General features: G+C 71.8%; 16 protein-coding genes. 13 read left to right on the top strand and 3 right to left on the bottom strand.

The genetic code is table 11. From position 1 onward, the window contains the following. Positions 1-67: 67 nt before the first annotated feature. The 12 genes from CCL05_RS13560 to CCL05_RS13505 all read left to right on the top strand — a co-directional run bounded on the left by CCL05_RS13560 (position 68) and on the right by CCL05_RS13505 (position 8,143). Positions 68-1,915, top strand: a complete 1,848-nt coding sequence (locus CCL05_RS13560; protein WP_086560751.1) for a transketolase — start codon at positions 68-70, stop codon at positions 1,913-1,915. Next, positions 1,912-2,841: a non-homologous end-joining DNA ligase gene (gene ligD / locus CCL05_RS13555; RefSeq protein WP_086560750.1), complete on the top strand. Its 930-nt coding sequence runs from the start codon at positions 1,912-1,914 to the stop codon at positions 2,839-2,841. The genes CCL05_RS13560 and ligD overlap by 4 nt, the downstream gene beginning before the upstream one ends. Before the next feature lie 91 nt (positions 2,842-2,932). Next, a complete protein-coding gene (locus CCL05_RS13550) occupies positions 2,933-3,310 on the top strand; it encodes a gas vesicle protein GvpO (protein ID WP_086560752.1) in 378 nt (125 codons plus the stop codon). 46 nt (positions 3,311-3,356) lie between these two features. Further along, complete coding sequence (locus tag CCL05_RS13545; protein ID WP_086560749.1) at positions 3,357-3,791, top strand: gas vesicle structural protein GvpA; 435 nt, start codon at positions 3,357-3,359, stop codon at positions 3,789-3,791. Then, entirely contained in the window at positions 3,788-4,561 is a 774-nt protein-coding gene (locus CCL05_RS13540) for a GvpL/GvpF family gas vesicle protein (RefSeq protein WP_086560748.1), read from the top strand. The genes CCL05_RS13545 and CCL05_RS13540 overlap by 4 nt, the downstream gene beginning before the upstream one ends. Positions 4,562-4,565: 4 nt before the next feature. Further along, complete coding sequence (locus tag CCL05_RS13535; protein ID WP_086560747.1) at positions 4,566-4,829, top strand: gas vesicle protein GvpG; 264 nt, start codon at positions 4,566-4,568, stop codon at positions 4,827-4,829. Beyond that, complete coding sequence (locus tag CCL05_RS13530; protein WP_086560746.1) at positions 4,826-5,440, top strand: DNA primase; 615 nt, start codon at positions 4,826-4,828, stop codon at positions 5,438-5,440. Before CCL05_RS13535 ends, CCL05_RS13530 begins: the two co-directional genes overlap by 4 nt. Further along, positions 5,437-6,534: an SRPBCC family protein gene (locus tag CCL05_RS13525; protein ID WP_086560745.1), complete on the top strand. Its 1,098-nt coding sequence runs from the start codon at positions 5,437-5,439 to the stop codon at positions 6,532-6,534. The genes CCL05_RS13530 and CCL05_RS13525 overlap by 4 nt, the downstream gene beginning before the upstream one ends. Next, positions 6,531-6,869: a gas vesicle protein gene (locus CCL05_RS13520; protein WP_086560744.1), complete on the top strand. Its 339-nt coding sequence runs from the start codon at positions 6,531-6,533 to the stop codon at positions 6,867-6,869. The genes CCL05_RS13525 and CCL05_RS13520 overlap by 4 nt, the downstream gene beginning before the upstream one ends. After that, positions 6,866-7,621 (top strand): GvpL/GvpF family gas vesicle protein, encoded by a 756-nt coding sequence (locus CCL05_RS13515; protein WP_086560743.1) that lies wholly within the window; start codon positions 6,866-6,868, stop codon positions 7,619-7,621. The genes CCL05_RS13520 and CCL05_RS13515 overlap by 4 nt, the downstream gene beginning before the upstream one ends. A gap of 16 nt (positions 7,622-7,637) precedes the next feature. After that, positions 7,638-7,826 carry a gas vesicle protein gene (locus CCL05_RS13510; RefSeq protein ID WP_003994122.1) on the top strand — a complete coding sequence of 63 codons (189 nt, stop codon included), beginning with the start codon at positions 7,638-7,640 and terminating at the stop codon, positions 7,824-7,826. Further along, positions 7,823-8,143, top strand: coding sequence for a gas vesicle protein K (locus tag CCL05_RS13505; protein WP_086560742.1), 321 nt, complete (start codon positions 7,823-7,825; stop codon positions 8,141-8,143). Before CCL05_RS13510 ends, CCL05_RS13505 begins: the two co-directional genes overlap by 4 nt. 1 nt (position 8,144) lies before the next feature. On the opposite strand, the gene CCL05_RS13500 is transcribed toward CCL05_RS13505, so the two are convergent. The 3 genes from CCL05_RS13500 to CCL05_RS13490 form a co-directional block, all read right to left on the bottom strand. Continuing rightward, positions 8,145-8,315 (bottom strand): hydrophobic protein, encoded by a 171-nt coding sequence (locus CCL05_RS13500; RefSeq protein WP_086560741.1) that lies wholly within the window; start codon positions 8,313-8,315, stop codon positions 8,145-8,147. A 42-nt stretch (positions 8,316-8,357) separates the two neighbouring features. Next, the gene (locus CCL05_RS13495; protein WP_086560740.1) at positions 8,358-9,179 is read right to left on the bottom strand and encodes a class I SAM-dependent methyltransferase; all 822 of its coding nucleotides are present in this window, start codon (positions 9,177-9,179) and stop codon (positions 8,358-8,360) included. Between the two features lie 99 nt (positions 9,180-9,278). Further along, positions 9,279-10,601, bottom strand: coding sequence for a diacylglycerol/lipid kinase family protein (locus CCL05_RS13490; protein WP_086560739.1), 1,323 nt, complete (start codon positions 10,599-10,601; stop codon positions 9,279-9,281). A 92-nt stretch (positions 10,602-10,693) separates the two neighbouring features. Here CCL05_RS13490 and CCL05_RS13485 point away from each other — a divergent pair, with 92 nt between their 5' ends. Next, positions 10,694-11,236, top strand: a complete 543-nt coding sequence (locus CCL05_RS13485) for an MOSC domain-containing protein (RefSeq protein WP_208641487.1) — start codon at positions 10,694-10,696, stop codon at positions 11,234-11,236. Positions 11,237-11,508: the final 272 nt, after the last annotated feature.

Genomic DNA, 11,508 nt, shown 5'->3' with positions numbered 1-11,508 from the left:
GCCCCGACCCCGCCCCCGGTCCCGTCAAGCGATCCGACGTCCCGGACGACTCCGCGAAAGGAGACTCATGAACACCGGTGAACTCACCGACCTCGGACAGCAGCTGCGCGTGGACAGTGTCCGCGCTGCCGCCGCCGCGGGCTCCGGGCACCCGACGTCCTCCATGTCCGCGGCCGACCTGATGGCCGTGCTGCTCGCGCATCACTTCCGCTACGACTTCGACCGCCCCGCCCACCCCGGCAACGACCGCTTCGTCCTCTCCAAGGGGCACGCCTCCCCGCTTCTGTACTCCGCGTACAAGGCGGCCGGCGCCATCGACGACGAGGAGCTGCTCACCTTCCGCAAGCTGGGCAGCCGCCTGGAAGGGCACCCCACCCCGCAGCGACTGCCCTGGGTCGAGACGGCCACCGGCTCGCTCGGGCAGGGCCTGCCCGTCGGGGTCGGCATCGCGCTGGCCGGCAAGCGGCTCGACCGCACCGGCTACCGCACCTGGGTGCTGTGCGGCGACAGCGAACTGGCCGAGGGATCCGTGTGGGAGGCCGCCGAGCACGCCGGGTACGAGCACCTGGACAACCTCACCGTCATCGTCGACGTCAACCGGCTCGGCCAGCGCGGCCCGACCCGGCACGGCCACGACCTGGACGCCTACGCCCGCCGCTTCCAGGCCTTCGACTGGCACACCATCGAGGTCGACGGGCACGACGTGGACGCCATCGACCGCGCCTACGGAGAGGCCCTGTCGACCAAGGGCCAGCCCACCGCGATCCTCGCCCGCACCCTCAAGGGCAAGGGCGTCGAAGGCGTCCAGGACCGCGAGGGCCTGCACGGCAAGCCGCTCCCCGAGGCCGACGAGGCCATCGCCGAACTCGGCGGCCCGCGCGACATCCGCGTCCGGGTGCAGGAGCCGCCCGCCGCCCGCATGCTGCACTCCGTCCACACCGGGAGCTTCGACCTGCCGACCTGGGACAAGGGCGAGGAGGTCGCCACCCGCAACGCCTTCGGCGAGGCCCTGGCCGCCCTCGGGACCGGCCGCGGCGACATCGTCGCCCTGGACGGCGAGGTCGGCGACTCCACCCGCGCCGAGTTCTTCGCCAAGGAGCACCCCGACCGCTACTTCGAGTGCTACATCGCCGAGCAGCAGCTGGTCGCCTCGGCCGTCGGACTCGCCGCCCGCGGCTGGGTGCCGTACGCCGCAACCTTCGCCGCCTTCCTGACCAGGGCCTACGACTTCGTCCGGATGGCGTCCGTCAGCGGCTCCGGCATCAACCTCGTCGGCTCGCACGCCGGCGTCGCCATCGGCCAGGACGGACCCAGCCAGATGGGCCTGGAGGACCTGGCGATGATGCGGGCGGTGCACGGCTCGACCGTGCTGTACCCCTGCGACGCCAACCAGACCGCGCGGCTCGTCGGCGCGATGGCCGGCCTGGAGGGCGTCCGCTACCTGCGCACCTCGCGCGGCGAGAGCCCGGTGATCTACGGCCCGGACGAGGAGTTCCCGGTCGGCGGCAGCAAGGTGCTGCGCTCCTCCGACAGCGACCGGCTGACCCTCGTCGCGGCGGGCGTCACCGTGCACGAGGCGCTGGCCGCCGCCGACGCCCTGGAGCGGGAGGGCATCCGGGCGCGGGTGATCGACCTGTACTCGGTGAAGCCCGTCGACCGGGCCGCCCTGCGCCGGGCCGCCGAGGAGACCGGTTGTCTGGTGACCGTGGAGGACCACCACCCGGAGGGCGGTCTCGGCGACGCGGTCCTGGAGGCTTTCGCCGACGGACGCCCCGTACCGCGCCTGGCACGGCTCGCCGTGCGGAGCATGCCCGGCTCGGCCTCCCCGGACGAACAGCTGCACGCCGCGGGCATCGACGCCGAGTCGATCGCGGCGGCCGGGCGGCTGCTGGTGGAGGAGGCGGTCGTGCCGTGAGCGGCGGCGACGGCACGCGCAGGGTGCGGGCCGGCCGCCGCACCGTGGAGGTCCACCGGCCGGACAAGGTGCTCTTCCCCGGCGGCGGGGACGCCAAGGAGTACACCAAGGGCGACCTGGTGGACTACCACCGGGCCGTCGCGCCCTTCATGCTGCCGCACCTGCGCGGCCGTCCGCTGATGCTGGAGCGGCATCCGGACGGGCTGGACGGGCCCATGTTCATGCAGAAGAACACCCCGGACCACTACCCGGAGTGGATCACCCGCGCCGAGGTGGCCAAGGAGGGCGGCACCGTCCGGCACGTCGTCTGCGACGACACCGCCACCCTCCTCTACCTGGCCGACCAGGCCGGCATCACCCTGCACCGCTGGCTGTCCCGCGCCGACAGCGTCGACCACCCCGACCGGCTGGTCTTCGACCTGGACCCGGCGGGGGACGACTTCGACGCCGTACGCGAGGCCGCCCGGCTGCTGGGGGAGCTGCTGGACGAGCTGGAGCTGCCCTCGGCGCTGATGACCACCGGATCGCGCGGGCTGCACGTGATCGTGCCGCTGAACGGCCGGCACGACTTCGACGAGGTGCGCTCGTTCGCCCATGACGTCGCCGGCACCCTCGCCGGCGCCCACCCCGACCGGCTGACCACCGCCGCCCGCAAGAAGGACCGCGGTGAGCGGCTCTACCTCGACGTGCAGCGCAACGCCTACGCGCAGACCGCCGTCGCGCCGTTCACCGTCCGGCCCCGGCCGGGCGCGCCCGTGGCCACCCCGATCACCTGGGACCAGCTGGACGACCCCGGGCTCCATGCCCGCCGCTGGACCATCGCCGACGCCGTCGAGCAGGCCCGCACCGACCCCTGGTCGGGTCTGCTGACCCGCGGCCGGGCACTGGGACCGGCCCGGCGGCGGCTGAACGCCCTGCGCGGCTGAGCCACGCCCGCGTCCCGCGGCGGGTGGCAGATGCATGCGCCCATAGAGGTTTGGCGAACACTCTTGCGGCCACACGGAGGGGGAGGTGGCCATGTCGAACACAAGAAACACGCAAGAGTCACAGGGTTCACAGAAATCTCAAGACTCCCAAAGCTCTCAGAATTCGCGCAAACCGACTGACAACGCGGCTGACGACCGGCCGAGCCCCATGGAGGTGCTGCGCCAGGCGCGCGGCCAGCTCGCGGAGCTCACCGGCATGACCGCCGAGTCCGTGTCGTCCTTCGAGCAGACCGAGCAGGGCTGGGCGCTGGAGGTCGAGGTCCTCGAACTCGAGCGCGTGCCCGACACGATGAGCCTGATGGCGAGCTATCAGGTGGAGCTCGACGCCCAGGGACAGCTCACGGGTTATCGGCGCGTCCGCCGCTACGAGCGGGGGCGGTCCGACCCGCGACGGACCGGCGGTCACTAGGCCGCCCGACCGGACCCGCACCCACAGACAAGGAGGGACAACCGGCATGACAGTCGTACCGGCACAGCAGACCGGCGGCGGAGGCGGCAGCAGCGGTCTCTACGACGTGCTTGAACTTGTTCTGGACAGGGGGCTCGTCATCGACGCATTCGTGCGAGTCTCCCTGGTCGGCATCGAGATCCTCAAGATCGACGTTCGCGTCGTCGTCGCCAGCGTCGACACCTATCTGCGCTTCGCCGAGGCGTGCAACCGGCTCGACCTCGAAGCCGGGCCGCGCAAGGACCCGGGCCTGCCCGACCTGGTCGGGGAGATGACCGAGTCCGGCGCGCGCGGCAAGTCCAAGGGGGCGCTGTCCGGCGCCGCCGAGACCATCTCCGACGCCTTCAAGCAGGCGCGTTCCGAAGGCTCCGAGCAGGAGACCGAGTCCCGTCCGCGAGCCCGTAAGAGCACGTCCTCCCGCCGGAAGGAGGAGCAGGAGTGAGCACCTACGTCTACGGCATCGCGGCGAGCTCGCACCCGGGGCTCCCCGAGGGCATGGGCGGCGTCGGCGACCCGCCGCGCCCGGTGCGCATCCTGCGCGAGGGCGACCTGGCGGCCGTCGTCAGCGAGGCGCCGGAGGGGCTGCGGCCCAAGCGCAAGGACCTGCTCGCCCACCAGAACGTGCTCAGCGAGGCGGGCGCGGCCGGCTGTGTGCTGCCCATGCGGTTCGGCAGCGTCGCCCCGGACGACAACTCGATCACCCAGGTCCTCGCCGAGCGCGCCGAGCACTACAAGGAGCGGCTGCGGGCCCTCGACGGCCGGGTCGAGTACAACGTCAAGGCCAACCACGTCGAAGAGGCCGTACTGCACCAGGTGATGGCCGAGAACCCGGAGATCCGCGGTCTCGCCGAGGCCAACCGCCAGGCGGGCGGCGGCAGTTACGACGACAAGATCCGGCTCGGCGAGATGGTCGCGGCCGCCGTCAAGGCCCGGGAGGCCGAGGACGCCGCCGCGGTCCAGCGCGCCCTGGAACCGGCCGCCGAGGCCATGAGCGTGGGCCCCGAGTCCACCGGCTGGCTGGCCAACGTGTCGTTCCTGGTGGACCGGAAGTCGGCCGACACCTTCCTGGCGGCCGTGGAAGAGGCCCGCAAGGAACTGCCGCACCTGGAGGTCCGGATCAACGGGCCGCTGCCGCCGTACAGCTTCGTCGAGCCCGGCCCGACCGAGCCGGCGGGCACCGTGGCGAGCGGCACGGACGCCGGAGCGGGGTGACGACGTGGGCCTGATCTCGGAGGTGCTGCTGCTGCCGTTCGCACCCGTGCGCGGCAGCGCCTGGGCCATCAGACAGGTGCTCCAGGAGGCCGAGCGGATCTACTACGACCCCGCCACGATCCGGGCCGAGCTGTCGCGTCTGGAGGAGCAGTTGGAGGCCGGTGAGATCACCGAGGAGGAGTTCGACCGCCTCGAGGACGAACTCCTCGACCGGTTGGAGATCGCTTCGCGCGGGAGCGCGGGAACGGGCAACGGGACGACACCATGAACCGAGTGGGACTGGGGCTCGCCGTGGGGGCCGGATACCTCCTGGGGCGGACCAAGAAACTGAAGATGGCGATGGCCGTCGGCGGCCTGGTGGCCGGGAAGAAGCTGAACCTGAGTCCGCGCATGGTCGCGGACCTGGTCCAGCAGCAGCTGAGGGACAACCCGCAGTTCAAGGAGATCGGGGACCAGCTGCGGCAGGACCTGCGCGGTGTGGGCAAGGCGGCCTCCGGCGCCATGGTCGAGCGGCAGCTCGACGCTGTCGCCGACCGGCTGCACGGCCGTACGGCCCAGGTGCGCGACCAGCTGTCGGGCGCGGTGCCCGGCACGGGCGACGCCGAGGACGAGGAGCCCGAGGCCGAAGACGCCGAGGACTCCGGTCCGGAGGACGACGAGGAGCCGGAGCCGGCCCCGAAGGAGGCGGCGAAGAAGGCACCCGCCAAGAAGGCACCCGCCAAGAAGGCACCCGCGAAGAAGACGGCGCGCAAGGCCCCGGCGAAGAAGGCCCCCGCCAAGAAGGCCGCGGGCAAGAAGACGGCGGCGAAGAAGACCACGGCCGGGAGCAGGGGCGGCAGCTCCCGGACCCGGCTGCCGAAGGGAGGCGGTGAGGGATGACCGACACGCTCGGATCAGCGAGCTCCGCCGCGAACGGAGCTGCGAAGAACCCGCTCACCGATGTGGCCCACAGCGAGGCCGCCGACCGGCTGAAGGCCGAGTTGCAGGAGTACGTCGCCGCACAGGCCACCCGCATGCTGACCGGCGTGGGCCGCAAGCTCGGCGAGACCACCAACAGACTGAACGACATCGCCGAGGGCAACAGCCCCGGCTTCGCCAAGCTCGCCCTCGACGGCGGCCGCAAGCTCGCCGAGGGCAAGGGCCCGGTGCGCGCCGCACTGGAGACCGGCGGCTCGCGCATCAAGGACAAGGTCACAGGTGCCTTCAAGAACCTGGGCGGCGGCGGCAAGGGCAAGGGCAAGGGCCGTTCCGGGAACAAGCCGACCGTCATCATCGAGCACATCGACGTCGGCGTGCCCGTGCGCACCGCCTACGACCAGTGGACGCAGTACCAGGACTTCAGCACCTTCGCGAAAGGTGTCAAGGCCGCGAGCAAGGCCGACGACACCACCTCGGACTGGCAGTTGAAGGTCTTCTGGTCCAACCGCAGCTGGAAGGCCACGACGACGGAGCAGGTGCCCGACGACCGCATCGCGTGGACCTCCGAGGGCGCCAAGGGCACCACGAAGGGCGTCGTCTCCTTCCACCGGCTCACGGACGACCTCACGCGCGTTCTGCTGGTCATCGAGTACTACCCGTCCGGCTTCTTCGAGAAGACCGGCAACATCTGGCGTGCCCAGGGACGGCGCGCCCGGCTCGACCTGAAGAACTTCGTCCGCTTCATCACCATCAAGGGCGAGGCGGAGGACGGCTGGCGCGGCGAGATCCGCGACGGCGAGGTCGTCCGCAGCCACGAGGACGCGCTCGCCGAGGAGGAGTCCGAGGACGAGCGCCCCGAGGGCGAGGAGCCCGAGGACGAGTACGACGAGGAGGGGCCGGAAGAGGAGGACGAGGAGGAACCCGAGGGCGAGTACGAGGACGAAGCCGAGTCCGAGTACGAGGACGAGGAAGAGCCCGAGGAAGAACCTGAAGGGGAGTACGAGGAGGACGAGGCGGACGAGGACGAGTACGCCGAAGGCGGGAGCCGCCGATGACAACGCCCAGCAGGATGCCCGAACCCTACGGCCACGGAAGCGGCGCCAACCTCGCCGACATCCTGGAGAGGGTGCTCGACAAGGGCATCGTCATCGCGGGCGACATCCGCATCAACCTGCTCGACATCGAACTCCTCACGATCAAGCTGCGTTTGATCGTCGCCTCCGTGGACAAGGCGAAGGAGATGGGCATCGACTGGTGGGAGACCGACCCGGCACTGAGCTCGCGGGCCCGCCGTGATGAACTGACCCGTGAGAACGCCGAGTTGCGCGAGAGGCTGGCCCGGCTGGAGGAACTGGAGCCCGGCCGTGCGCAGAAGAAGGAGGCACCGTGACCGGACTGCGGTACGTCTACGCCGTCTGCCGCCCCTTCGGCACGCCGCTGCAGTCCCAGCTGTCGGGGGTGGCGGGTGATCCGCCCAGAGCGCTGGCCCACCACGGCCTCGTGGCCGTGGTCAGCCACGTACCGGAGCGGGACTTCGCGGAGGAACCGCTCCGCGCCCATCTGGAGGACCTGGACTGGCTCACCGAGACCGCCCGCGCCCACCAGGGCGTGATCGACGCGCTCACCACGGTCACGACCCCGCTGCCGCTGCGGCTGGGCACCGTCTTCCGGGACGACAGCGGCGTACGGACGATGATCGAGGCCCGCGAAGAGGACTTCCGGCGCACCCTCGACCGGCTCGAGGGCCGGGTCGAGTGGGGCGTGAAGGTGTACGCCGAGTCCGAACCGCAGGACAGCGCCCAGCCCGCGCAGAAGGCCACCTCGGGCCGCGACTACCTGCGGCAGCGGCGCATGCAGACCCGGTCGCACGAGGAGATGTGGCAGAAGGCGGAAAGCTTTTCGACGCGGCTGCACGAAAAGCTTTCCGCATTCGCGGAGGATTCCCGGCTGCATCCCCCGCAGAATCCCGCGCTTTCCAAGGCGACCGGGCGGAACGTACTGAACGCCGCCTATCTCGTGCCGCGCTCACATTCCGAGGAATTCGTGGAAATGGTGGACCGCACGAAGGGCGAGCTGCCCGGAATGCGCGTCGAACTCACCGGCCCCTGGGCGGCCTATTCGTTCGCCGGGGAGGCCACATGACCGACGGGAAGAAGCCGTGACCGTAGTGGAACGCCGTGAGGTCGCCCTCGTGGACCTGCTCGACCGGCTGCTCGCCGGCGGTGTCGTGATCACGGGGGACATCACGCTGCGCATCGCCGATGTCGACCTCGTCCGTATCGACCTCAACGCGCTCATCAGCTCGGTGAACGCCCAGGTGCCCTCCCCGTTCGAGGAGTTGCTGTGACGTCGTCCGACCAGCCCGCGCAGAACCCGCGGCCGCGCCGCAACCGGCTGGACCTGGAACCCGACACCGTCGAGCGTGACCTGGTCAAACTCGTGCTCACGGTGGTGGAGTTGCTGCGCCAGCTCATGGAGCGCCAGGCGCTGCGCCGGTTCGACGTGGGGGACCTGAGCGAGGAGCAGGAGGAGCGGATCGGCCTCACGCTCATGCTGCTGGAGGAGCGCATGGCGGAACTGCGTGACCGCTACGGACTGCGGCCCGAGGACCTCAATCTGGACCTCGGGCCGCTCGGACCGCTGCTGCCCCGCGACGGGGGCTAATTCACCACCTGTACCAGCGGCCCCTGCCTCCGGCCGCCGACGTACCACGGACGAAGAATCCCAGCAGCCACACGACGAGAACCGCGAGCGCGATCCACCAGAGAACCTTTACTGCAAATCCGGCGCCGAACAGAATCAACGCCAGAAGCAGCACCAGCAGGATGGGAACCATAATTCGAACCTCCTGCTTTTAGGGTGTCCCCGAATCCGCGTTTCAGGCGTCCTTTCGACAGAGAATTTCTCCGTGCAGGACGCTGAACCAGCCGTCCTCCCGCTGTCCCCACTCCCGCCAGGCGTCGGCCACGGCCCGCAGCTCCGCCTCGCTCGCGTGCCCGCCCTGCCGGGCCCGGTCCGCGTATGCCGACGCCAGCGTCCGGTCGGCCCACAGCCCGCTCCACCACTCCCGCTCCTCCCGGGTGGCGAAGGTCCAGGTGCCGGAGGTCGCCGTGACGTCCGTGAACCCGGCTCGCAGCGCCCAGGCCTTCAGCCGGCGCCCGGCGTCCGGCTCGCCGCCGTTGGCCCGGGCGACGCGGCGGTAGAGGTCCAGCCAGCGGTCGAGTCCCCCGGACGCCGGATACCAGGTCATCGCCTCGTAGTCGGCGTCCCGCACGGCGACGAGGCCGCCGGGCTTCAGCACCCGCCTCATCTCACGCAACGCCCCCACCGGATCCCCGACGTGCTGCAGCACCTGGTGGGCGTGCACCACACAGAACGTGGCGTCCGGGTAGTCCAGGGCGTGCACGTCGGCGACCGCGAAGTCGACGTTGGCCAGCCCCCGCCCGGCAGCCGTGGCACGCGCCCGCTCCAGGATCTCCGGCTCCCGGTCGACGCCGGTGACATGGCCTTCGGGTACGAGTGCGGCCAGGTCGGCGGTGATGGTCCCCGGCCCGCATCCGACGTCCAGGATCTTCATGTGGGGGCGGAGCGACGGCACCAGATACGCGGCCGAGTTGGCGGCGGTCCGCCAGGTGTGCGAACGGAGCACCGATTCGTGGTGCCCGTGCGTGTAGACGGCGGTCTCCCGTGGTTCCGGCATGGCGGATCCCACCCCTTCGTGTCGGGTCGGTATGGGATCACCGTACGCAGTGCCGCCGCATAGTGAGACAGCATTCCCACATTGTGGACTGACGGTGAGTCAGCCAGTCGGGATCGGCCGGTAGACGGTCAGCGCCTCGGGCAGCTTCTCCAGGATCACGCGGCCTTCCACCTCGGTGACCTCACCGTCGTAGGCGAGGAGCGTGCCGGGCGCCACGTGGTCCAGCTGCAGCCGTCCCACCTGGACGGCGGCATGGACGGGGGAGCGGGTCAGGGGCCCGGCGAGAGCGGCGGCGACCAGCCGGACCGCCGGCCGGCGACCGCCGTGCACGACCCGCACGTCGAGCTGCCCGTCCGCCAGGTCCCTCCGGCGCCCGGGCGCCAGCCCCATGCGGTGATAGGTGCCGTTCCCGGCGAACAGCAGCCACAGCGGATGCGCACGGCCCTGGACCTCGGTCTCCAGCGGGTGCCGGTCGGCCCGCAGCACACGCAGGGCCGCGAGCACGCCGGCGGGCCAGCCGCCGATCCGGGGCGACCAGCGCTCCCGCTCGCGCACGAGCTCCGGGTAGACGCCGACGCTGCACGTGTTGAGGAAGACGCCGTGCTTGCCGCCGCAGGCGTACCGGCCCACGTCCACGCGCACGGCGTCGCCCGCACGCAGGGCTCGGGCGAGATCGCGCACGTCCTCGATGCCCAGGTCGTAGGCGAAGTGGTTGAGGGTTCCGCCCGGCAGCACCGCGAGGGGCAGGCGGGCCCTGAGCGCGACACGGGCGGCGGCGTTCACGGTGCCGTCGCCGCCGCACACACCGAGAACCCGGGCGCGGGTGGCCGCCTTGTCCAACTCGGCGGGCACGTCTGCCGGCTCGCACTCGACGACCTCGGCCCGGGGGAGGGCGTCCCGCAGGGCACGGACCCGCTCGGCGCTCCCCGCGCCGGTGTTCGCCACCAGCACGAGCCCCTCGCCGTCCGGCAGCGCCGGGACGTCGGCGCGGGGCCGGGCCGGCGGGGCGACCTGGCCGCGCGTGGGCACCATGGCCCGTACGGCGAACGCGGCACCCACGCCCAGGGCGGCGCCCGCCAGGACGTCGCTCGGGACGTGCCGGCCGCCGTCGACGCGCGCGAGGGTGACGGAGGCGGCCACCGGGGCGACGACCGTGCCCCAGGCGGGGGACTCCAGGGCGACGCCGGTCGCGAAGGCGGCGGCGGACGCGGCGTGCCCGGAGGGGAACGCGGGGGAGACCGGCCGCCGCTTCAGCCCGAGGGCGCCGACGGTGACGGAGGCGAGGCCGAGGGAGGCCAGTCCGCGGGTCGCCGCGCGGCGGGCACGGGGGGTGCGGGTCGCCGCGAGGGCGGCGGCGGCCGCGAACCACAGGGCACCGTGGTTCGCGCCGCGGCTCAGGCGGGGCAGGACGGGGGGCGTCATGCGGTGCGGGTACCCGGAGGGGGGTGGACACACCGGCCCTCGCCGGGCAGGCTCAGGGTTGATCATCGTGACCGAAGAGGGGGAACCGCGGTATGAGCGGGCGAGTGACAGCGGTCAGCAGCAACGGGGAGTACTCGTTCACCAAGCCGAACCGGGACAGCGTCAGGCTGCTCGCCGGCCTGGGCGTGGAGGGGGACGTGCACGCCGGTGTGACGGTCAAGCACCGGTCGCGCATCGCGCAGGATCCCACCCAGCCGAATCTGCGCCAGGTGCACCTCATCCACGAGGAGCTCTTCGCCGAGGTCGGTGAGGAGGGGTTCAAGGTGGCGCCCGGCGAACTCGGCGAGAACATCACCACGCGGGGCATCGATCTGCTCGGTCTGCCGGCCGGCACCCTGCTGCGCATCGGCGACAGCGCGGTCGTGGAGGTGACCGGCCTGCGCAATCCCTGTCTCCAGATCGACACCTTCCAGGACGGGTTGCTGAAGCGGGTCGTGGGGCGCGACGAGGCGGGGAACGTCGTACGCAAGGCCGGGATCATGAGCGTGGTGCGGGAAGGGGGCGTGGTGCGCCCCGGCGACGCGATAGCGGTCGAACTTCCCGCGGGGCCACACCGGCCTCTGGACAGAGTCTGACCCGTTGCAGCCAGGGCCGGGTGGGTGCGCAGCCCGGTGCGACGAGGTGCCGCTGCGCCCACCCGTGCCGCCTGGGGGCGCATCCCAGGCCCTTAAGGCACTGGGGGAGGCACGACTGCCCGCAGCTAGGTGCGCCCGCACCCGCCGGCGCACGGAAGGGGACGTGTCGGGGGGTGTCCGCCCGCAGCGGTTGGCGCGTCAACGGACGGTCAGTCGGTACGCAACCCCATCGCGCCGTTCCGAGGACGGACACCCCCCGGCGCGGCCCCGAC

Source organism: Streptomyces africanus (assembly GCF_002150735.1).
Taxonomy (GTDB): Bacteria; Actinomycetota; Actinomycetes; order Streptomycetales; family Streptomycetaceae; genus Streptomyces; species Streptomyces africanus.
Note: the sequence above shows the minus strand (reverse complement) of the source record. Positions and strands in the feature narration are given on the sequence as shown.

Bases quoted from the DNA above. Each gene is read 5' to 3' on its own strand.
- CCL05_RS13560 (WP_086560751.1), top strand. From the start codon at position 68: ATGAACACCGGTGAACTCACCGACCTCGGACAGCAGCTGCGCGTGGAC.
- CCL05_RS13550 (WP_086560752.1), top strand. From the start codon at position 2,933: ATGTCGAACACAAGAAACACGCAAGAGTCACAGGGTTCACAGAAATCT.
- CCL05_RS13545 (WP_086560749.1), top strand. From the start codon at position 3,357: ATGACAGTCGTACCGGCACAGCAGACCGGCGGCGGAGGCGGCAGCAGC.
- CCL05_RS13530 (WP_086560746.1), top strand. From the start codon at position 4,826: ATGAACCGAGTGGGACTGGGGCTCGCCGTGGGGGCCGGATACCTCCTG.
- CCL05_RS13525 (WP_086560745.1), top strand. From the start codon at position 5,437: ATGACCGACACGCTCGGATCAGCGAGCTCCGCCGCGAACGGAGCTGCG.
- CCL05_RS13520 (WP_086560744.1), top strand. From the start codon at position 6,531: ATGACAACGCCCAGCAGGATGCCCGAACCCTACGGCCACGGAAGCGGC.
- CCL05_RS13500 (WP_086560741.1), bottom strand. From the start codon at position 8,315: ATGGTTCCCATCCTGCTGGTGCTGCTTCTGGCGTTGATTCTGTTCGGC.
- CCL05_RS13495 (WP_086560740.1), bottom strand. From the start codon at position 9,179: ATGCCGGAACCACGGGAGACCGCCGTCTACACGCACGGGCACCACGAA.
- CCL05_RS13490 (WP_086560739.1), bottom strand. From the start codon at position 10,601: ATGACGCCCCCCGTCCTGCCCCGCCTGAGCCGCGGCGCGAACCACGGT.
- CCL05_RS13485 (WP_208641487.1), top strand. From the start codon at position 10,694: ATGAGCGGGCGAGTGACAGCGGTCAGCAGCAACGGGGAGTACTCGTTC.